The 20,655-nt window shown below is 45.0% G+C and carries 20 protein-coding genes and 2 tRNA genes; 12 read left to right on the top strand and 10 right to left on the bottom strand.

Features of this window, described 5'->3' with window-relative positions; all coding sequences use genetic code 11:
* Positions 1 to 26 precede the first annotated feature (26 nt).
* The gene (gluQRS, locus tag QWZ13_RS16360) at positions 27 to 896 is read right to left on the bottom strand and encodes a tRNA glutamyl-Q(34) synthetase GluQRS (RefSeq protein ID WP_290282714.1); all 870 of its coding nucleotides are present in this window, start codon (positions 894 to 896) and stop codon (positions 27 to 29) included.
* Between the two features lie 68 nt (positions 897 to 964).
* Here gluQRS and QWZ13_RS16355 point away from each other — a divergent pair, with 68 nt between their 5' ends.
* The 4 genes from QWZ13_RS16355 (at position 965) to QWZ13_RS16340 (ending at position 3,860) form a co-directional block, all read left to right on the top strand.
* Positions 965 to 2,122, top strand: a complete 1,158-nt coding sequence (locus tag QWZ13_RS16355) for an aminotransferase class I/II-fold pyridoxal phosphate-dependent enzyme (RefSeq protein WP_290282713.1) — start codon at positions 965 to 967, stop codon at positions 2,120 to 2,122.
* A gap of 91 nt (positions 2,123 to 2,213) precedes the next feature.
* Positions 2,214 to 3,086 (top strand): AEC family transporter, encoded by an 873-nt coding sequence (locus QWZ13_RS16350; RefSeq protein WP_216000002.1) that lies wholly within the window; start codon positions 2,214 to 2,216, stop codon positions 3,084 to 3,086.
* A 25-nt stretch (positions 3,087 to 3,111) separates the two neighbouring features.
* Positions 3,112 to 3,525: a phosphoribosyl-AMP cyclohydrolase gene (gene hisI, locus QWZ13_RS16345; protein WP_290283398.1), complete on the top strand. Its 414-nt coding sequence runs from the start codon at positions 3,112 to 3,114 to the stop codon at positions 3,523 to 3,525.
* Between the two features lie 35 nt (positions 3,526 to 3,560).
* Positions 3,561 to 3,860, top strand: a complete 300-nt coding sequence (locus tag QWZ13_RS16340) for a hypothetical protein (RefSeq protein WP_290282712.1) — start codon at positions 3,561 to 3,563, stop codon at positions 3,858 to 3,860.
* Here QWZ13_RS16340 and QWZ13_RS16335 read toward each other — a convergent pair.
* The 3 genes from QWZ13_RS16335 to QWZ13_RS16325 are packed head-to-tail and all read right to left on the bottom strand — an operon-like array spanning position 3,857 to position 6,870.
* On the bottom strand, positions 3,857 to 4,762 hold the full coding sequence (locus QWZ13_RS16335) for a VanZ family protein (RefSeq protein WP_290282711.1): 906 nt from the start codon (positions 4,760 to 4,762) through the stop codon (positions 3,857 to 3,859). The two genes, QWZ13_RS16340 and QWZ13_RS16335, sit on opposite strands and share 4 nt — an antisense overlap.
* Positions 4,752 to 5,936: an amino acid aminotransferase gene (locus QWZ13_RS16330; protein WP_290282710.1), complete on the bottom strand. Its 1,185-nt coding sequence runs from the start codon at positions 5,934 to 5,936 to the stop codon at positions 4,752 to 4,754. The genes QWZ13_RS16335 and QWZ13_RS16330 overlap by 11 nt, the downstream gene beginning before the upstream one ends.
* 13 nt (positions 5,937 to 5,949) lie before the next feature.
* Positions 5,950 to 6,870, bottom strand: a complete 921-nt coding sequence (locus QWZ13_RS16325; RefSeq protein ID WP_290282709.1) for a DMT family transporter — start codon at positions 6,868 to 6,870, stop codon at positions 5,950 to 5,952.
* A 138-nt stretch (positions 6,871 to 7,008) separates the two neighbouring features.
* On the opposite strand from QWZ13_RS16325, the gene QWZ13_RS16320 reads away from it, so the two are divergent.
* Both QWZ13_RS16320 and QWZ13_RS16315 read left to right on the top strand, forming a co-directional pair.
* Positions 7,009 to 7,473 (top strand): Lrp/AsnC family transcriptional regulator, encoded by a 465-nt coding sequence (locus tag QWZ13_RS16320; protein ID WP_216000008.1) that lies wholly within the window; start codon positions 7,009 to 7,011, stop codon positions 7,471 to 7,473.
* A gap of 12 nt (positions 7,474 to 7,485) precedes the next feature.
* Complete coding sequence (locus QWZ13_RS16315) at positions 7,486 to 7,980, top strand: YbjN domain-containing protein (RefSeq protein WP_290282708.1); 495 nt, start codon at positions 7,486 to 7,488, stop codon at positions 7,978 to 7,980.
* Between the two features lie 62 nt (positions 7,981 to 8,042).
* Here the strand turns inward: QWZ13_RS16315 and QWZ13_RS16310 are convergent, their stop codons facing one another.
* Together QWZ13_RS16310 and QWZ13_RS16305 are read right to left on the bottom strand one after the other, a co-directional pair.
* Positions 8,043 to 9,557: a fumarate hydratase gene (locus QWZ13_RS16310; protein WP_290282707.1), complete on the bottom strand. Its 1,515-nt coding sequence runs from the start codon at positions 9,555 to 9,557 to the stop codon at positions 8,043 to 8,045.
* 29 nt (positions 9,558 to 9,586) lie between these two features.
* Positions 9,587 to 9,736 carry a hypothetical protein gene (locus QWZ13_RS16305; protein ID WP_290282706.1) on the bottom strand — a complete coding sequence of 50 codons (150 nt, stop codon included), beginning with the start codon at positions 9,734 to 9,736 and terminating at the stop codon, positions 9,587 to 9,589.
* Between QWZ13_RS16305 and QWZ13_RS16300 the strand changes: the two genes are divergently transcribed.
* A complete protein-coding gene (locus tag QWZ13_RS16300) occupies positions 9,723 to 10,463 on the top strand; it encodes an enoyl-CoA hydratase (protein ID WP_290282705.1) in 741 nt (246 codons plus the stop codon). The two genes, QWZ13_RS16305 and QWZ13_RS16300, sit on opposite strands and share 14 nt — an antisense overlap.
* 10 nt (positions 10,464 to 10,473) lie before the next feature.
* Here the strand turns inward: QWZ13_RS16300 and QWZ13_RS16295 are convergent, their stop codons facing one another.
* A complete protein-coding gene (locus tag QWZ13_RS16295) occupies positions 10,474 to 12,015 on the bottom strand; it encodes a YiiX/YebB-like N1pC/P60 family cysteine hydrolase (protein WP_290282704.1) in 1,542 nt (513 codons plus the stop codon).
* Positions 12,012 to 13,523, bottom strand: a complete 1,512-nt coding sequence (gene sbcB, locus QWZ13_RS16290; RefSeq protein WP_290282703.1) for an exodeoxyribonuclease I — start codon at positions 13,521 to 13,523, stop codon at positions 12,012 to 12,014. The genes QWZ13_RS16295 and sbcB overlap by 4 nt, the downstream gene beginning before the upstream one ends.
* Positions 13,524 to 13,664: 141 nt before the next feature.
* Between sbcB and QWZ13_RS16285 the strand changes: the two genes are divergently transcribed.
* The 3 genes from QWZ13_RS16285 to QWZ13_RS16275 all read left to right on the top strand — a co-directional run bounded on the left by QWZ13_RS16285 (position 13,665) and on the right by QWZ13_RS16275 (position 16,731).
* Complete coding sequence (locus QWZ13_RS16285) at positions 13,665 to 16,418, top strand: DUF349 domain-containing protein (RefSeq protein WP_290282702.1); 2,754 nt, start codon at positions 13,665 to 13,667, stop codon at positions 16,416 to 16,418.
* A gap of 94 nt (positions 16,419 to 16,512) precedes the next feature.
* Positions 16,513 to 16,589 (top strand) — tRNA-Met (locus tag QWZ13_RS16280).
* Positions 16,590 to 16,654: 65 nt separating this feature from the next.
* Positions 16,655 to 16,731, top strand: a tRNA-Met gene (locus QWZ13_RS16275).
* Between the two features lie 525 nt (positions 16,732 to 17,256).
* Here the strand turns inward: QWZ13_RS16275 and QWZ13_RS16270 are convergent.
* Positions 17,257 to 18,024, bottom strand: a complete 768-nt coding sequence (locus QWZ13_RS16270) for a hypothetical protein (RefSeq protein WP_290282701.1) — start codon at positions 18,022 to 18,024, stop codon at positions 17,257 to 17,259.
* A gap of 159 nt (positions 18,025 to 18,183) precedes the next feature.
* Positions 18,184 to 18,819, bottom strand: a complete 636-nt coding sequence (locus tag QWZ13_RS16265) for a rhodanese-like domain-containing protein (protein WP_290282700.1) — start codon at positions 18,817 to 18,819, stop codon at positions 18,184 to 18,186.
* Between the two features lie 136 nt (positions 18,820 to 18,955).
* Here QWZ13_RS16265 and QWZ13_RS16260 point away from each other — a divergent pair, with 136 nt between their 5' ends.
* Both QWZ13_RS16260 and QWZ13_RS16255 read left to right on the top strand, forming a co-directional pair.
* The gene (locus QWZ13_RS16260; RefSeq protein WP_290282699.1) at positions 18,956 to 19,750 is read left to right on the top strand and encodes a DUF432 domain-containing protein; all 795 of its coding nucleotides are present in this window, start codon (positions 18,956 to 18,958) and stop codon (positions 19,748 to 19,750) included.
* A gap of 21 nt (positions 19,751 to 19,771) precedes the next feature.
* Entirely contained in the window at positions 19,772 to 20,650 is an 879-nt protein-coding gene (locus QWZ13_RS16255) for a mechanosensitive ion channel family protein (protein WP_290282698.1), read from the top strand.
* Positions 20,651 to 20,655: the final 5 nt, after the last annotated feature.

Below are 20,655 nucleotides of genomic sequence, written 5' to 3'. Positions count from 1 at the left end.
GCCAATTATCATTGTTTATGTTCAGTCTAGACCAAATTAGTAACCCTGAGTATGTGTTTTTTAGTTAAATTATGACTTTGATACAGCGACACAGCTTGCCTAAGCATTAGTTCACAGTTTGCCGGCTCGATATTTAGTCCTAACAATGAAAAAACAGCCTGTAGATTTTCTTCGGCACGCTGATTAACAATAGCCGAGGCTAAATTTTGTTTGCTGAGCTTTTGGTCGGAGTCCGCTGAATGAATCACCGCAAAATGCCCATAGCTTGGGGGCGGCTCATGCCAGAGTTGCATCAAGGTTCTCTGCCACCAGGTCGAGGGCAACAAATCAATGCCACGTATCACGTGTGTTATTCCAGAAGCGACATCGTCTGCCGCTGCCGCCAGTTGATAAGCATACAGGCCATCTTTGCGCTTTAGGATGACATCTCCAAAGTCTAATTTAGGGTTACAGGTTTGCAATCCTTGAAATAAATCATGAAACGTATCCTGTTCTGATTCGACGCGAACTCGAATGGCACTCTGTTCCACTGGCTGCTTGTGAATTCGACAGGTACCTGGATAAATAATATGGTTCGCTAAGGATTTACGTGAACACTGACACCAAAAAAGTGCGTCTTGGCTGTAAAGCTCGGCTAACCGAGATTCATAAAGTTCACTTTGCTTGCTTTGATAAACTACAGGCTCATCCCAGCACAATCCATGTGCTTCTAATGTTTTTAAAATACTTTTACTGGCACCGGGTTGTTCTCTGGGAGGGTCGATATCGTCAATTCGCACTAACCATTGGCCGTGATGGTGTTTAGCCTCTAAATAGCTAACAACAGCCGCAAATAATGACCCGAAATGAAGCGGACCTGAAGGCGTTGGAGCAAAGCGACCTCGGTAGTTTCTCAATGAATTGACCTTTAGAATTAGTTACTATGGTAAAAATGACATCATATTAACATGAAAGGATTTTTTCTATGCAGCTTGCCAAACGCTGTCAGCACATTAGCCCTTTTCAAGTGATTCAAGTGTTGAAGCAAGTCGTGGCACTCGAATCCCAAGGCAAAGACGTTATTCGATTGTTCGTTGGGGAGCCCGATTTTTCAGCTTCTCCGGCCATTTTAAAAGCAGCAAGTGAATCTTTAAAAAATGACGCCCAAGGTTATATTTCAAGCACTGGCTTAGCGCCATTAAAGCAGAAAATTGCTCAACGCTATCTACGCTGGCACGGTTTAACCATCGACCCCGCCCGCATCATAGTAACCCCAGGCGGCTCTGCTGCATTGCAGTTGGCCTTTTTAGCCTTGATAGATTCTGGGGATGTAGTGCTGTTACCCGAACCCGGCTACCCCTGTAATTCAAATTTGCTGCACATGGTAGATGCGACCAGCGAAGCGGTATATATGGATGAAAGCAATAACATGGCTTTGACACAACAAGCCTTACAAAGTGCGGTGTCAGAAAAATCGAAAGCCTTGCTGGTGGCGTCACCGAGTAACCCTCTGGGCAGTGTACAAACTTTAGAGCAGTGGCAGGCGTTATCGAGCTTTTGCCAAAACAATGGGTTGGCACTCATTGCCGATGAAATATACCACGGGTTAAGCTTTGATGGCCTGGCGCCTACGGCATTAGAAGCCGATAACAATGCTTGGGTGGTGCAATCTTTTTCAAAGTTTTATGGCATGACCGGCTGGCGATTAGGCTGGCTGGTGGTTCCAGAGAACGCAATTGATGCATGCGAACGTATTGCGCAAAACCTTTATCTTTCGGCTTCATCGGTTGCTCAATATGCCGCTCTAAGGTGTTTTGACGAAGACGTAGAGCGCGAAAGTTTTGAAAAACGCGATGAACTGCGAAAAAGACGCGATTACCTAACACAAGCACTGCCCGAAATAGGTTTAAATATTCTGGCAAACCCAGATGGTGCCTTTTACTTGTATTTAGATGTATCTCCTTACACTCAGGATTCACTGCAATGGTGCGAACAGGTGTTGAATGAAACAGGCGTCGCCTTAGCACCAGGAGCCGATTTCGGAGGTCCAAGCCCAAATACCACAGCTCGGCTTGCCTACACTGTAGGCGTTGATCGATTGACGGAGGCCGTTGCTCGATTAAAGGGCTTTTTAGCACGTTAAAACAAGGGAGTGGGGTACTTTAGTCGCATTTCATAAATGGCTGTGTGCGGTACCCTAGTTTACGCCAAATGAATCAGAGAATTTCCACCTTATGATGTTCCGAATTTTTGAAATAGTTGCACCCATATTCATAGCAGTGTTGGTTGGGTATTTATATAGCCGTGCCCGCAAGCCGGCCATGGAAACAGTAAATGCCATAAATTTAGACGTGTTCGTTCCGTTACTGATTATCAGTGTCTTTGCTGAGCAAAAAATTAACCTACCTGATTATGGTTCGCTCATACTGGTGGCATTTTTAATTACGATGGTGCCCGGGGTTGCGGCTTTTGGCTTGTCGAAACTGCTTCATATTGATGCAAAAACATTTGTGCCACCAATGATGTTTAAAAATAGCGGCAATGTAGGGATACCTTTATTGCTGTTTACTTTTGGCGAAGAATTTTTGCCCGCGATTATCATTATTTTTATAGTCGAAAATACGTTGCATTTTACAACAGGTATTTGGATCATCAGTGCGAAAGACCGATCGTTTGCGTTCTTAAAGCAACCCATGATTATCGCTACCGCCATTGGCCTAGGCTTGTCTTTGTTTAATGTTCAATTGCCTTTTTGGGTGGTCGAGTCCCTTCGGCTATTAGGCAATGTGGCCGTGCCATTATTGTTGTTTTCCTTAGGCGTTAGGTTGGTAAGTTTAGATATCAGGGGTTGGAAGTTAGGAATGTTGGGCGCTGTTGCTGCACCCGTATTAGGGCTTTTGGTAGCCGCACCCTTAGCAACGTTTATTCCTCTGCCTGAAACGCAACAAAAAATGATCTGGCTGTTTGCAGCGTTGCCTCCAGCAGTTTTAAACTTTTTAATCGCAGAAAAGTATAATCAAGAACCAGATAAAGTTGCGGCTATCGTATTATTCGCCAATGCGGCGACTGTTGTTACCTTGCCACTGGTATTATACTTCGTGCTTTAATCCAAACCGTCAAAAAGGGCAATGCATGTTAAAGCAATGGGAATCACTCAGTGAGGGTTCAACCTTAAATCTAGATGAGTTCATCTCGAACTTAGTATTCAATGCCGATGGTTTGATACCGGCCATTGCTCAACAGCATGATTCGAAAGAAGTCTTGATGATGGCATGGATGAATGAAAAATCACTGCGTGAAACACTGGCGACTCAGCAGGTGTGTTACTGGTCTCGATCTCGTCAAACCTATTGGCGTAAAGGCGAAAGTTCTGGTCATCGCCAATTGTTAAAAAGTATGCGTGCCGATTGCGACGGCGATGCCTTATTGCTGTTGGTTGATCAAGAAGGACCTGCATGTCACACCAATCGTCGAGATTGTTTTTATTATGACGTTAATGAACAGGGTGTCACGGTTGTTAGTAGTGAAGACGCAGGCTTAGCTTAAAAATAGGCAATAAGTGATCAAAGCAAGAGGGTGAAATGGGTTCTGAATTTTCTATAATAATGCTGGTAGCACTGACTTTTTTGGCCGCGTACACATTGATTTATCCTAAGATAGCGGGCCATAGTTTTGAGCGAGTCACTTACTGCGATATATGTGTAACCGGCTTTATCTTTGTGGCCGTTGCTCAAAAATATTGGGGCAGTGACGTTCTTTTTAGTTTTCTTGGGCTTCAAATGAACTGGTTTTGGTTCACGTTGTTGGTGAGTGGCGTCATCGAAGTGCCTTTACTGATGTGGTACTACCAAAAGTACTTAAAGCCGTCACAGGAAAGCTAAGGAATAAGGCGAATATCATCTAGAATGAGGTAGTCGTCTTGTTCTAAGCCAGAATAAAAAATACCAATTTGATGCATGTTCGATACATCCATTACTCGGCCACTGGTGGTTTTTTCAACGTCAGTCAGTGCAAGTGATAGCTTATTCCACCCCGGTTGCAACATCACGGTTCGATTAAAGCGATCGGCATATTTTTGATCAGACTGCTCGTGCAAAACATCGTGCATACGAATCGTGATGGGTCGTTCGAACGATTGGCTGTTGAAAATGGCCACTTGAATAGCCCGGTAGGCCGACCAATCTCGTAACACTGGTGATACCTGAATTCCTGAAAACTTCCCCGCCGTTAACCTTACGTACCCTGCATAGTTACCTTCTAACACTTCTCTAGATTGTTGAGTTATGTGTTTTGGCCAGAAAGATAAAAATTGAGAGGTTTCAAAATTTTCAATAATGGGATGACGGTGCTGGTAGTGCCAGTCTTGAATAGCCACTTTGGTGAACAAACTGAAATCGATCAGTACAAACACCAAGCCTGCCATAAACATGGCTTTAGGGGCTCTATCTTTGAGAGTAATCGATAACGCTAAGGCGGCACCCGTTATGTTGCGAGCAATATCCATTAAGCTTAGGTTTCGGCCAATAGTAAACTGAATTGATTCAATCAATAGGCTGGCTATGGCAATGGCGGCTAAATACCGCCAAGGTTTGTCTCGACTCCAGAGAGGAGCGACTGAGCAAAAAGCCCAAGTGGCTATAAAGAAGAAACCTATGTGCCCTAAATTCCAAGCGTATCGGAACCAAGGTAAAGCCGCCGCCGATGGGCCGCCAACAAAGAACAAGCTGGCAATGGGCACCATAGCCAGCAGCCCTAATGTAGGTTTGTTCGTTTTAAGCACCAATGCTTACAAATGCCTCGACTAACGGTTTTACTTGAGATTGGTTTAGCCCTGCAACGTTGATTCGGCCTCCGCCGACAATATAAATACCAAATTGCTCTTTGAGTTGAGCAATATGTTCGTTGCTGATGCAAGTCAAGGTAAACATTCCTTTGTGCTCACCAAAGTAATCGAATCGATTAGATTGGGTGGCTGCTTGAAACTCTTGCACTAACGCTGCGCGTAATCCGTTTACACGGGTATTCATCGCGGTTAACTCTTTACGCCAAATAGCGTTTAGGTTGTCATCACGTAAAATGGTATCGACTACGGCTGCACCGTGTGCTGGTGGCATTGAATAGGATCCTCGGGCAAGTTCACACATTTTTGCTCGGCTGTTCATGGCCGCTGTTAAAGTGTTACTTACGATTAAGGCTGCACCCGTACGTTCGCGGTACAAGCCAAAATTTTTCGAGCAAGAAGTAGAGATGACAAATTCATCAACTTGGTTCGCGATAATGTGCAACCCTTTCGTATCTTCTTCTAAGCCATCCCCTAACCCTTGGTAGGCAATGTCGATAAACGGAAGAAACCCTTGTTTGTTTGCCAGTTCGGCTATTTTTTGCCAAGCCTCTAATGACATATCGGCTCCACTTGGGTTGTGGCAGCAGCCGTGTAATAACACCACATCGTTCGAGCCCAGCGCAGCAAATTGAGCCAACATAGCGTCTTCGTCTACCGCTTTTGTTTGAGCGTCTAAATAGCTATATTCTTTCACCGTTAATCCGGCCTTTTCCATAATTGGGCGATGGTTGACATAGGATGGGTTGCTGATCCAAACCGTACTGTTTGGTGCCGTGTCAGCGATTAAGTCCGCCAGCATTCGTAAAGCGCCACTCGCACCTGGGGTTTGCAATGTTGCGCACCGGTCTAAAGCGGATGTTCCTGAAAGTAACAATTGGGTAATCGATTCGTTATATTGTTCATCGCCGGTCAGGCCTTGGTAGCTTTTTGTACCGTTGGCGTTTAACAACACTTGCTCGGCTAACGTCACGGCCTGCATTACGGGAGTAATGCCGTGATCATCCTTATACACCCCAATGCCTAAATCAATTTTTTGATCTCGAGGGTCATTTCGAAATTCGGTGATCAATGAAAGAATAGGGTCACCCTTTGGGGTTGGAATTGCCTGAAACATGAAAGTCTCCGATTTAAGTAGTTTTTACACGGCTAGTGAGCAGAACGCCCGTTGCGACTAAGCATAACCCTAACACCGGTATTATATCGAGTGCTTCGTGTAAAATAATAACGGCTAATAATGTTGACACCAGTGGGGTTAGAGATCCGATGGCGGATGTTTTTTCTGCCCCTAACTTGCTGATAGCCAAACTGTAAAGTAACCCTGAACAAATACCCACCAATATGCCTTGAGTAAATGCCTGCGCGATCAGTTCTGACGTAGGTATTTGGAACAACATTGACGTTGGTGAATAAACGGCGAATAGTGCAAGCATTAACATACCATTGGGGACAGCCGCGAGAGCTGAAACCTGCAATGGTTTGAGTTGGCTTTGTCGAACACTCAATGTAAACAATGCCCAAGAAAAGGCGCAAACAACGAACAAACTTGCGCCTATAAAAATACTAACACTCCCTTGAAACCACGCCCCGGCAAGCAATGCCATGGTTCCAACTAAAATTGCCGCTAAACCCGCCAGTCGTTTCTTAGGTAGAGGCTGTTTAAACAAGGTCACGGCCAACAAAGTCACGAATAATGGCGCAACGCCTGGTATTAATGTGCTGCCAAATAATACGCCAGAAGCTTTCATCGCACTGGCCGAGACGACAAAAAAAGGCAAGCCGCCACCTAAAATAATACCAAGCCTGTAAACCCAAGGGGTTTGTTTATAACTAGGTAGTGCCTTCCAAAAGATTCTAATGAGCAAAAGTGCCGGGATGCCAAAGCGAAGCAGGGATAAATCGAATGTTGATAACGGTGACAACGCACCGAGTTTTAGAGATAAAAAATAACTCGACCAAATAGCAACGGTTCCAAAAGCCGCCAATAACCCCCTCAGTTGTTCGCGGTTGCTGGCTTGGATAGGCTGAACATTAAAAGCTTGGGAAGTCATATGGTTAATACCAAGAAAAGTTGGGCGGCCAGTATGCTCGAATGCTTTGGTGTTTGGTTGCTAATATCTGCTATAAAAATATGCTAAGTTAGCAGCAGAAACCTTTTTTTAGTTGAATATTGATTAGTAGAGCTAACCATGAAATTAGACAGAATAGACCGGCAACTTTTAGATTTACTGCAAAAAGACGCCAGCGCCACGGCTGCTGAACTGGCCGAAAAGGTTGGGTTATCAAGCTCCCCTTGTGCACGACGTATTCGGCAACTGGAGCAGGCAGGGTTAATCACGGGTGTTCATGCCCGATTAAACCGAGAAAAGCTCGGATTATCTGTCACAGTTTTTGTACATGTCAGGCTTAGTCAGCACCAAGAACCGGTGGTGATTAATTTTGAAAAGGCTGTAGAAGCTATGAGCGAAGTCATGAGTTGCTATACCGTCTCTGGCTCTTTTGATTATTTATTGCACGTGGTCGTAAGTGATTTGGCCGCCTACGAAAGTTGGGTCAGGCGGTTACAACGCCTTAGCATGGTCAATACCATTGATAGTTCCTTTGCGATTCGTGCTGTAAAAGAATTTGCGCCTTTAGATGTGCAAAGCCAATAACGGCAGTCTACAATGGCCGAAAATTCAAAACCGAGACCCAAACGTAACATGACCGAAATTACCCGCACCGAAGTTCAACAATGGATAGAAGCAAACAAGCTTGAAGTATATGTTTGTGAAGACTGTGAAGGCATTCATTTACCTGTCTGGGAAGGCCAAGAAGGTGTGTTAGAAGCGCGGGTGTTTGTGGAAGAATTTCGGTGCCATTTTTTATTAGAAATAGCGCTGCGTTTTTCGGCCGTGTTGCCACTGCAAGGTGCCGTACACTTTATGAATTACGATTCAACCTTGGTTAAGGTCATGCTGACTATGGCCGACAACGACGTACCACGCTTGTTGATAAGCCACGCTGTACCATCTAAACATTTGACTCAGGCGCAGTTTGACCAATGGTTAACCATGTTGTTAGAGGAAGTAGATGCGCTGTATAAGCAGTTGGTCGATATGGAAGTATTGTTGTTAGACGATGCAGATCAGATGCCCGACTTTGATGCTCAATTACATTAACCGATACGGCTAAAAAAATTTAGGTGAAGCGCAACTTATGCGCCTCACCTCAGGTTGTAAAACTAAGAGACCTCTTTAGCCGCAATTTTAGCCGCCCAAGTTTGCGGTCCAGTACGGTGAACCGATTCTCCATTTGTATCCACTGCAAGCGTCACCGGCATTTCATCCAGTTCGAACTCGTAAATCGCTTCCATACCTAAATCTTCGAAGGCGACAACCTTTGCACTTCGAATGGCTTTAGAGACTAAATAAGCCGCACCACCGACTGCCATCATGTAGGTAGCTTTGTGCTTTTTAATGGCTTCTAAGGCAATAGGGCCACGCTCTGCTTTACCTACCATGCCGATCAGTCCGGTATGCTCTAAAACAGTGTCGGTAAATTTATCCATGCGAGTGGCCGTAGTTGGGCCAGCAGGACCAACGGCTTCGTCACGCACGGCATCAACTGGGCCCACGTAATAAATGACTTTATTGGTCAAATCAACGGGCAGTTTTTCACCCTTATTGATCATGTCTACCATGCGTTTGTGCGCAGCGTCTCGGCCTGTATACATTTTGCCTGAAAGCAACAACGTTTCACCCGGCTTCCAATCAAGCATGTCGTCTTTTTTCAAGGTATCTAAATTTACCTTGCGTGCAGAAGGGCCGGCTTCCCAAACAATATCGGGCCAATCAGACATTTTCGGTGCTGGTAGTTCAGCAACGCCACTGCCATCTAAAACAAAATGCGCATGACGTGTGGCAGCACAGTTCGGAATGATCGCAACAGGTTTATTGGCTGCGTGCGTTGGGGTATCGACTACTTTTACATCGAGTACGGTGGTTAAACCGCCTAAGCCCTGTGCACCAATGCCGAGTTTATTTACTTTTTCAAACAACTCTAAACGCAGTTCTTCAGAACGGTTTGAGGCGCCCCGTTCTTGCAGTTCTTGAATGTTGATCGGATCCATGAGCGATTCTTTCGCCATGATCATGGCTTTTTCGGCCGTGCCGCCAATGCCTATGCCCAACATGCCCGGAGGACACCAACCAGCGCCCATTTCTGGGACAACTTTTAATACCCAATCAACGATTGAATCGGAAGGGTTTAACATCGCAAATTTGGTTTTAGCTTCACTGCCGCCGCCTTTTGCAGCCACCTGTACATCGATGGTGTTGCCCGGTACCACTTGGGTGTGTATTACCGCAGGCGTATTGTCTTTGGTGTTGGCACGCGCACCGTCAGGATCGGCTAGAATAGACGCACGCAAAACGTTATCAGGGTGCAAATAGGCACGACGAACACCTTCGTTCACCATGTCTTCAACACCCATGGTGGCATCGCCAAATTGTACATCCATGCCTATTTTCAAAAACACGGTCACAATACCGGTGTCCTGACAAATAGGGCGGTGACCTTCAGCGCACATGCGGCTGTTGATCAATATTTGCGCCATAGCGTCTTTAGCCGCCGGAGACTCTTCTCGCAAATAGGCTTCGTGTACGGCATCGATAAAATCTTTTGGGTGGTAATAAGAAATGTATTGCAGTGCATCGGCAACACTTTGAATGAGATCTTCTTGTTTAATTTGGGTCATTACTCGCTCCTGCCTGAGTTCATTGGGCTTTAGCGGGAAGTGTACACCAAAATGCGCGCTTTCGGGGTGGTTGTATAGTGAATATTCGACGAATTTATAAGGTCATGGCTTGCAAAATTAAAACGCTCGTTTAAATTGAGGAGTAAATGTTTAGAGAGATTCGATATGTCCGATATCAATATCAATACGGCTCAGGGTGTAATGGAGATTCAATTTAACCGCCCCGATAAAAAGAATGCTATAACCGAGCAGATGTACAAAGAACTGACGGCGGCGTTTATTAATGCTCGCAAAAACGATGCCGTGCAAGTGGTGTTAATGTCCGGGCAAAAATCTTGCTTTACCGCCGGCAACGATTTAGCTGATTTTATGCAACACCCACCTGAAGATGATGATGCGCCAGTATTTCAGTTTTTAATGACCATGGCCGATTTCCCAAAACCAGTGATTGCCGCTGTAAATGGCGCGGCCGTGGGCATAGGTACCACACTCTTGCTGCATTGCGATCTAGTGTTTTGTGGCGAAAACGCCAAGTTCCAAATGCCTTTTGTAAATCTTGGCTTGGTTCCTGAATTTGCCAGTTCCTACTTATTACCTTTGCGAGTTGGGCATGCTAAAGCGAGTGAGTGGTTACTGACCGGGAAAATGTTTGGCGCTCATGAAGCGAAAGAGGCTGGGTTGATCAATGAAGTGTACAGCGATGAAACATTTTTCAGTGCTGCGTTACAACAAGCTCAAGGCATTGCAAAGTTGCCCACTGAATCTGTTCGTATTACCAAAAAATTAATGAAACAAACCTACATGTCTAAAACGTTACAAACCATCGATGAAGAAGGGGCCTTGTTTCGAAAGCGCTTAGAGAGCGACGACTTTAAAAATGCGGTATCCGCATTTTTTAATAAGTAACTAGAATCTTTTATTGGCTGGCCGTGGTGGGTATTTTTTTATTTACTTCGGTCCAGCTTGATTGTTGAAAAACATGCCATTTTGGCCGCTTGTACGATCCTAAAAACGCTTGCTCGGTAGATTCATAAGCAACGCCGGCCTTTTCATTGCTATCTATAAACATAACCAATTCTATTTGCTGTTGATCGGTATTGCGCGTTTGTTCAAACCACAGGGCGATTTCATTCGGTGTCAGCATTTTTTTACCGGCGACTAAATTAACGGGAAATGTAATGCCGTTTTGTTCCGGAGTGGTTTGATACGCTTTGAAAATAAGTTCACTACACACCATCGCAGTGTCACTGTCAAAATCGAAATGGAAATCGTAGGGTTTTCCTGTATAGGTGAATGAGCCTTGAATGGCTTTAGCAATATCGAGTCTTGAAACGTTTGGTCTGAAAATGGCGGCACCGTCGGCATCGAGAGAAGACTCTATCGAGTTAAAAATGACACCGGGGTTTAACGCCTCGATGACTCTGATCTCGCCGTTCCCATCAAAGCCTGAATGATTTCGGTACATCTCGCTGGTTGCCAGGAGTAGGTCTTCAAAATTGCCCGAGGCAATGCCTTGGCTTAACACCCATGCGGTAATTTCAGGGCTGTTAAAAAATTCCGCTCGCTCTTGTTTTGTACCTATATACAGCGCCGAATGTGTCCAAAAGCCGGGAATACCTAAGTTGGTCATGCGCCATTCTTTACGAGTTATAAAGAAATCACCGGGCTGAAAACTGCGACTGAAACTGAGTGCTTGTTCTGGTGTAATAAGCGTGCGGCCGATGCGCCAAAATTTCACTTTACCCATGCCCCAAGCCACATTTTTTTGCAAAGGGTACCAACCTTTATAAAGCGTACTTTTGAACCAAGATAGACTCTGTTGTGTGAGTAACCCAAAGCGATTCATTTTACTGATCGCCAGACGGTCTTCCCATAGCGCTTGGTCAAGTGTGTTGGCGGGGGAAAAGCTGGCAATTGAGCGTGCGTTTAAATCATCAAACCTATCGGTTTTCCAATCACTGAGCATTACCTGTTTGAGCTTTTTGTAACTGTTCTTTTTAAGCTTTACTTCAGGGTGCTCTTTGTTTAGCCATTTTACAATTTCAGGGTCTTGATCGACGCGGCTAATAAACTCAAGCGCAAATCGATAGTGTGCATTAAACGCCAACTGGTGACGCTTAATCTGATCTTTTGTATTTAAACCAGAATGCTTATTTATAGTTGCTGACTGATCGGCCAATTGATTCAGCGTGGCTAAATAATCCAAATACAATATCCATAAATCTTTTACTTGTTGACGCTCTAAACGAGATAGTATGGATGTATGTTTGGGAGGGCGATTAAAAATTTCTGGGCGTTCATCGATATAGGCCATTATGTTATTTAAACCCGATCGTTGAATTTGAATAGCTTGTAAAAATGAATCGGGCCCGTTTTTAGGTTCGCTGCTGCTGGCCAGTGGTGACAAGGCCACCACGAACAAAAGAGAAAGGGTTATAATTAACGTTTTAACACTCAAAATAAATCCAGTTGTTCATCTAGCTCAGCCTTCCCTTCAGTTAATCCAAACCAATTTTTTTGCAGCTGTTGCAGGTAGGTTTGAGTGTCGAGTAATCCGGAATGGCCGCTATGTTTATCCAATAAGGTCTTTAGTTTGTCTAATGCAGCGTCAACAGTCAATTTTTGACCAAGATTTGGGAGAGTCAGTGCTTTTTTACGCTGATTTCGCCACTTTTCTAGCTGTTCTGGCAATAAAACGGTGGGAAAGTGACGTCCTAATATGTTTTCAACCAAAGGCTCTAAACGAGCGTCATTAAAATGGTGTGCTTCTGCTATCCAGTTTTCCATGGCAAGTTTGCCAAATGCCATCTCATTTAATAAAGCTCGATCTTTGTTGCCAATGAAACCATCGTAGAGCAAATGTTCAGGGTCTTTTTCTTGTTCCTCGTCATCGTAACGTCGAGTTTGGCTCATCACTTCCTGCGCAAGCTCCACATAACGTTGGTTTTGTGCAACGGTTGAGGCATAGCCTGTTACTTCGTCTATATCAATATCAAGGTTTTCAGCTAACTCAGGCGTTAATGATTTAAACGGAGCAATCATGGGGCTTTTGTTTAAGTGAATTGTGCGCAATGGCGGCCGACTCATGCCTTCCGGAAGGTCGTCGGTTTTACTGTACAGCCATTGCTGAAGTTCTTCAGCACTGTAATCGAGTAGCCAAGCAGGGTTGTGTCGAACGTCTATGACCACAACTTCATTGGCTCGATCTGGGTGTACAAACAAGGGGACTTCAATCCCCATGCAATATTCGGTTGCCGCTATTTTCCCTGTAAAGTGCAGGTGGGGCGTACGGTTTACTAAGTCTAGCTGGGCGCGTGCTTCGTGTTTCGAACGTAAGCTAAACGCAAAGTTAAACAACTTAGGGTTGGCCTCTTTTAAAAGTCGAGCAAAGCTAATGGTGGCTTGAACATCGCTCACGGCATCGTGCGCGTTTTCGTGCGCTAAGCCGTTCTCCGCTGTTAAATGTTCCAGTTTAAATGAGGGCGAGCCGTTTTCATGCTGTGGCCATTTAATACCCTCAGGGCGCAGGGCGGCATACATGCGCACGACATCTAGAATATCCCAGCGAGAATTACCGTTTTGCCATTCGCGCGCATAAGGGTCTAACAAATTGCGATAAAATAAATAGCGAGTACATTCATCATCAAAGCGAATGGTGTTGTAGCCAACGCTGCAAGTGCCTGGTTTTGACATGAGGCGATATATTTCATGGGCAAAATCCCATTCGTTGAGGCCGTTTTGTTCAACCTCAAGTGGCGATAAACCGGTGATCAACACGGCTTCAGGGTCTATCACGGTATCTGCAGGTGGCTTGCAGAATAGATTAATCGGCTCACCAATGGGGTTTAGGTCTAAATCGGTTCTGATCGCAGCAAACTGACAGATTCGGTCTCGCCTAGGGTCTACACCCCAAGTTTCATAATCGTACCAAAGTAATGTGGGTTCACTGGAGAATTTTTGATTCATGCCTACTTGTATCCTGTTCCGCACGGTGCTAGAAAGGGGGTATGCTAACGTTTTCCTGTCATTCGTGACAGTTTCCAACGCAAATAGTGGTTTAATTCAACGCTAGAGGCGTTAGGTTTTGTTAATTTAAGGAGTTTACTCGTGTTTCAAAAGTTATTTGGTCGTAAAAAAGCCTCTGCAAAGCAAGTCGCTACCTCGCCGGTTGTAAAGCCAGCGGGTACGGTTGTGCTAACTTCGCCTGAACAATTGGCCGACGATATTAAAGTCGCTGAAGGTAAGCGAAAACACAGTTTAATGATGCAGTTGGCTAAACTCATCGAAAACGATGAAAGCGTGCTAAACACTTTAAATATTACGTTACCGGAAAACGAACTTCTTATGCTGCAGCTACACTTTACCAAAGTAGAGCCGCAAACGCTGGGCAGCGACACATTGCAGTTGATCGCATGTGAAGGTTTTAACGCATCAGTTCGCCAAGTGGCTGCGTTGAATATCAATGAAGAAAGCGTGCTTGTCAGTGTGATGCAGCGAGTAAAAGCGAAAGACAAAACCGTTTATCGCATCGTTAAAAACAAGTTAGAAGCCTTACAACAAGCGGCTAAAGCAGAGCAAGCGTTGCTCGATAAGCAGCAGGCGGTCATTGCCGCATTGGAGCAACTCGCAAAAGCCAGCTTTGACCCAATGTACGAAGCCAAACTTCGCGGTTTAGTTGATCAGTGGGGGCAATGTGGCACTCATTGTTCTGCACAGGTGCAAAGCCAATATGAAACAGCTCATAATGCTGTTCAAGCTCGTTTAGAGGAAGAAAAAACGAAGGCTGAACCAGAGCAACACATATCCGAAGAAACCACTCAAGCTGAGCTCGAATCAAAAAATGATCATTTACAGGGTAATGAACGATTACCCGAGGCCGAAGAAGGTGAGCAATCGGAACAACGACAAGCGATTCTAAACACTTTGCTCGAAGACTTAGCCGGTTGCATTGAAGATGGCGATTACACGGAACAAGCCATAACACAAAGCCAGCATTTTTTAACGGGCTTGCAACATCAATGGCGTGAAACCGAGCAAGTTAGCACGCCGACTAAGGCTGAAAACCAAGCCTTTCATAAAGCGTGTACGGCCTACGAAGTAGGGTTAGCCAAATTGCAAAGCCTGCTGGCAGAACATAATGGTTATGAAGGGTTAATGGCCGCCGTTAAAGAAGAATCAAATAAAGGGCTCATGAGTGAGCTAGAGCACTGGGTGCAAGATATTGAACCCGTGCTTGGAGATAAAACACCAGCCATGCTAGCAAAAATAAAACAAGCGTTGAAAGATCACGAAGCGACATTGGCTAAGCACCGCCAACAAGAAATTGATCAAGTACGCGCAATAAGAGGTCAAATTCGGCGTTGCCAATCGGCTATTGAAGAAGGGTCGATCCGTCGAGCATCAGGTTTGTATCAAGGCGTAGAAGAGAAAATTGCGGGCTTTGATTTTTCACATCATGCAGGGTTGAAAAAGTTACTCGATGAAACCACCGAAGCGTTAGAGAAACTGCGTGACTGGCAAAGTTACGCTGTACTGCCTAAAAAAGAAGCATTGATAAAAAAAATGGGGGCCTTAGTTCAACAATCGGTGCCACCAGAAGAGCGTGCTCAGTCTATTCGAGACATGCAAGAAGAGTGGAAGCTGCTTAGCCGAGGATTGCAAAACCGCCAGCAAGATTTATGGGAGTCTTTTCACGAGCTGGCTCAGCAGGCGTATGAGCCATGTAAAGAATACTATGCCGAGCAAAGACACTTGCGCGAAGTGAATTTAGAAAAACGCAAAGAAGTGGTGGAGCAGCTGAGTAAGTATTCGGCCATGATCGATTGGAGCTCACCCGATTTAAAAGAGATTGACCGTGTACTGCAAGCAGCACGAAACGATTGGCGCCATTACTCGCCGGTCGATCGAGCAGCCAGTAAAAACGTTCAAAAGCAGTTTGATACGTTGCATCAAGGGTTGTTTAATCAGCTGGTTAAGGAACAATCGGTTTTTAAAGAGCAAAAGCAAGCCATTATTGAAAAAGCAAAATCTCTACTCGAACTCGACGATGTGAAAAAAGCGACCGGCGAAGCGAAAAAGCTACAACAAGAGTGGAAAAAAGCTGGAGTTGTATCACGTAAAGACGAGCAAAAGCTGTGGAAAGAGTTTCGCGAAGTTTGTGACGCGCTTTTTGCCAAACGCGATGAGCAAAGCGTGCAATTTAAAGCCGAACTAGAAACAAACCGTGAGCAAGCTGAGGCTGTGTTGACCAGCTTAGAAGGGCTGACTCATTCTGAAACACCCGAAGCTGATCAATCGGTATTCGAGAATCTTAAATCTGAATATGAGCAGTTGGGCACATTGCCAAAAGAGCACTACCCAGCCTTAAATAAGCGTTTTAAGGCAGCCTGCGAAGCTTTTAATGCCGTAGCGAACTCTGCAAAACGTGCCAGCGCAGACGCCCACTGGCAAGCCATCATTAAATGGGTGAAAGCCGCTCGCTTCGACAATCTAAGTGCAGAAACACTAGCAGAGCAATGGCAAGCAATAAAAGTACCGAGCCCAGCCAAAGGCTTATTTGAGGTACAGAACCAATGGCAAAATCCGGTAGATGAGTTTAACCAAGCGGTTATGCATGAGAAAACACTCGATATTGAGATTTTAGTCGGCGCGGAAAGCCCAGCTGAAGACGCTCAGATGCGAATGAATCTACAAGTTCGAAAGTTGTCTGATGGTTTAGGCCAACAAGTAACGCCTGCGTTGGTTCATCAAAGTGTTGTTGAATGGTTGACCATTGGGTCAGTAGATAAGGGCACCTACGAGCAATTTGAAGCCAGAATGCTAGCGGCTAGGAACCAGTATTTATCGAAAAATCTTAAATAAATCAAAAAGTTAGTTGACTTGGATCTATAAGTCATTATTATGCGCCCCCGTTGAGAGGTAAAACATTAGCCAATCAACAAAACGACAAGTTTGATGCGGGGTGGAGCAGCCTGGTAGCTCGTCGGGCTCATAACCCGAAGGTCGTCGGTTCAAATCCGGCCCCCGCTACCAATTACAACGTTCAGTAAGAATGGTTACTGAAGTTGAAAGTTTTAGAAAAAGTAAGACCAGTTTGTTGCGGGGTGGAGCAGCCTGGTAGCTCGTCGGGCTCATAACCCGAAGGTCGTCGGTTCAAATCCGGCCCCCGCTACCACATTAAAGAAACCGTTAATCGAAAGATTAGCGGTTTTTTTTCGTCTGGTGGTTTTGTCGTAGAAGGCCAGATTAGAACCGACGGCTGTTTATAAGGTCGTCGCCGGATGCGGGCCAGTCCAAATCCAGCCGCGCTACCAATTTAAGAAACCGTTTATCGAAAGGTTAGCGGTTTTTTTTCGTCTGGTGGTTTTGTCGTAGAAGGCCAGATTAGAACTGACGGCTGTTTATAAGGTCGTCGCCGGATGCGGGCCAGTCCAAATCCAGCCGCGCTACCAATTTAAGAAACCGTTAATCGAAAGGTTAGCGGTTTTTTTTCGTCTGCTGGTTATGTCGTAGAAGGCCAGATTAGAACTGACGGCTGTTTATAAGGTCGTCGCCGGATGCGGACCAGTCCAAATCCGCTAGGAATGCCGCTCCACACGCATCGTTACATCGTCCCTACCTTAGAAATGTTAGCCTATGTATTCGGGAATAGGATTGCAATTTTGTTTTAAGAGAAGCGGCCTGGTCGAAGCGAATCTGGTTATTTCTTTCCCAGCCTTCTAATCTCACCAGCGATAGCGCTATTTACTTCAAAATGCTCTTCTAACCACCGCAACTGCGCCAATGCCGATTCAATTGTTTTGCTATAACCTTGCGCGCATTGATCTATGAGAGCTTCGGCTGCTTCAAATCGATTTTCAAGCCGTCTATCGGGCATGAAAATATCTTGGCTGTTTTGTTTGGGGGTCCACTGGATGTGGCACAAATCGATCAATCGATCTAAGGCAAAGCTCTGCACAAATTTAAAGGCCGATAACTTTTCACCTCTTTGGTATCGGCCTAACCCAACATAGAGGTTTGTAAGGGCTTCGCCGAGTATCCATTCAATATCGTCACTTCGCTGGTATACGCCTTGTGTCGATGTTGGGTGTAATAGTGAGGTATCAAAACCTGACTCAGACCAAATTACTTTGCCTTGGCTGAATGGAATGCTGGGTAATTCGTCTGCTTCAAAAATAGCAAACTCACAAAAAATACCGTCTTTATATAAAAACTTAAAGCCGTCTACGGTGTTTTGAAAGTAGTATCCGGCAGGTGATATTTGGGTAAGCCAGCTCAGGTCTTTTAAAAATGATTGTTTTTTCTGTTCTTTCGCAATGACAAAAAAATCTAAATCGGAATATTGATCTAAGCGGTCCTGTTCTCTACCAGCAGAACCAAGCCCTAGCAGTGCATAGGCAGCATTGGTGTTTTTAAGAGATTGTCCAATTTGTGTTAATCGTTCAATGAGTTCATTTGGCGTGGGCATGTTGACTCTGTTTTGGTTTTTGTATTTCTAGGTAGGGTACATTGGAGTGACAATAAGTGGTGGTGGAATCTATTCAAGTTTGAAAGAGCGGGTACGGAAGAAAATGTGCAAGCTCCAAGGGTGAGCCTTTATGCTTGCACTATGTTTTTTCGCTTAAAATTAAAACGCATCCTCCAACACACTCAGCCCCATGACTGTCCAGCTTTGCATCCCGCCGCGGTAGTAGTAAATTTTATCGGTGGGGTAACCTTCTCTGTCCATGGCGCGAATGGCGATAGGCGACTGACCACAAGCTGGGCCGTTGCAAAACGCGACCACTTTACGTGCGTTTGTACAATCCCATGCGCCCTCTGAACCCGTGCAGCCAAGCTCGTCTAAGCGGGCTGCTATTTCTATGTAAGGAATATGAATACTGCCGGGGATGGTGCTCTTTGCACGCCAGTCGATGGTTCTCATGTCAACTACCACAAATTCTGGGTCATTGAGCGCTTCAAGTACTTCCAACTCGCCCATAGGGTGTACCCCGGCTACAGGGATCAATGGTTGAAGTACGCCGCCAATGAGTTGCATGTCATTGGCTTGGCGGGTAATGGTAAAGGGTCCTTCGTCCGTGTTTACAGTGACTTCGGTAATGTCACTGGAAATTGGCAATGAATTGTCCGCCATTGCACCGTTTACCGCTAATCCTATTAAGGTCAGAAATGTTAAAAATCTATTCATAAAACCTCGCTCGCTATTCTTATTTTTGGTTTTTCTAATATAGTCTATTAATTGTTCAATAAGCAAATTATCCATAGGGCTGTGCGAGTATTCTAATATAGAGGCTGTTTTAACCCAGTGGATTCATAATTCAGGCTAATATATTCGTGCAATCGATAATTTTCTCGGTATCTTGGAGTTATGGGTCAGTTTCATCAATTAAGGAAAAACAATGCAAGTGCAAAAGCCTTGGTGGGGAGCCTTTCAATTTGAAGTAAATGAAGCGGCGTCTTGGTCTATTGGGTCTCGACAGTTTGTGCTTCGGCGGCTTCAGGCTGAATGGAATATCTGGAATGTCGATGCTTTAGAAGAAGCGGGGGTTACTGTGTTGGAGCAAGGAAAGATAGCGCCAAACACTTTGCCCGATGACGAAAGCTTATGTCGCTATTTATTTAAGGCGACCGAGAGCCAAATAATTATACAACCCGCTCTCGCAGATAGGTCTATTACCAGTCGGCCTAGCCGGCCATTGAATATTATGCCAGGTGAAACTGGGCGGCTTTATGTCAGTACGCCCTTGTGGTTTCAAGTGACCATTGCACCGGAACATGATCCGTTTTTTGACCAACCGTTTTGGCGTCCTTCGGATTCTTGGTTTGGACCAACGACCATAGAGGGCGAAATGTGCTATTCAAAGCATACCGACGCTCGACTAAATTTAGAGCTTATAGAGCGGCGCACACATAGGGCGATTACACCGGTCAATGTGGTGAACGACAGCAATGAAGTGCTAGTGATTGATCAATTTAACCTACCGGTACCCATGCTGAGCTTATTCAGCGACCGTTCGGGTTACTTGTGGACGGAAGCGCTGACGGTGACGCGAGAGCAAGATGAAGATTCCGTTGTACTGACGCTCGATAAAAGTGCGCCAAGTGAAGCCGGAGAGGCTCAACGCGTGGCTGCGCCAAGAATTGAAGTGAGTAAACATCGGCTCATTCGCTCACTTAGCAGCTTATTTGCATAAGTGCAGAACAAGGAGTTCCTTATGAATGAAAATATTGAATTTTTAACATGGTTGGCTTCGACACGGTTGTGGTCGGCTTCGCGTGCTATTTTAATACTTGCGGTTGGTTTATTGGTTGCTCGTATTGCCAGCATAGCCGTTGCTAAATTACTTGATGACAAAGTTTCCATACACAATCTCACGATCATTCGGCGGTCAATTTACTACGTTTTGATTGTGCTTTTTATTATGTCGGCGTTGCGTGAACTGGGCTTCGATTTAAGTGTTGTGATCGGTGCGGCCGGTATATTAACGGTGGCCATTGGTTTTGCTTCACAAACCTCTGCATCTAACTTAATCAGTGGCCTGTTTTTAATGATTGAGCGTCCCTTTTCTATAAAAGATGTCGTCCGCGTGGGAAGCACGACCGGTGAGGTTATTTCGATCGATCTACTGTCGGTGAAATTGCGCACTTTTGACAATTTATTTGTTCGTATCCCGAATGAAACGATGATTAAATCTGAAATTACAACCCTAACGAAATTCCCAATTCGACGCTTAGATCTACAGATTGGCATAGCATATCGAGAAGACGTTAATAAAGTTAAGGAAGTATTGCTCGACATAGCCGAAAAAAATAATTTGTGTTTAGAAGAGCCGGCTCCGCTGTTCATTATTCTAGGTTTTGGCAATTCTTCTGTCGATCTTCAGTTTTCTGTTTGGGCAAAACGAGAAAACTTCCTTACCGTAAAAAATGAGTTGTTTGAAAAAATTAAAAATGTTTTCGACGAGCAAGGCATTGAAATTCCTTTTCCGCATGTCAGTTTGTACGCCGGATCAGAAACTGGGGCTATTCCGATTCGTGTAGTAGGTGACACGGAAGAATTAAAGGTAACGAATGAAAGCCCTTCCAATAAGTAACGTCG

This window comes from Reinekea marina (assembly GCF_030409715.1).
GTDB lineage: Bacteria > Pseudomonadota > Gammaproteobacteria > Pseudomonadales > Natronospirillaceae > Reinekea > Reinekea marina.
Note: the sequence above shows the minus strand (reverse complement) of the source record. Positions and strands in the feature narration are given on the sequence as shown.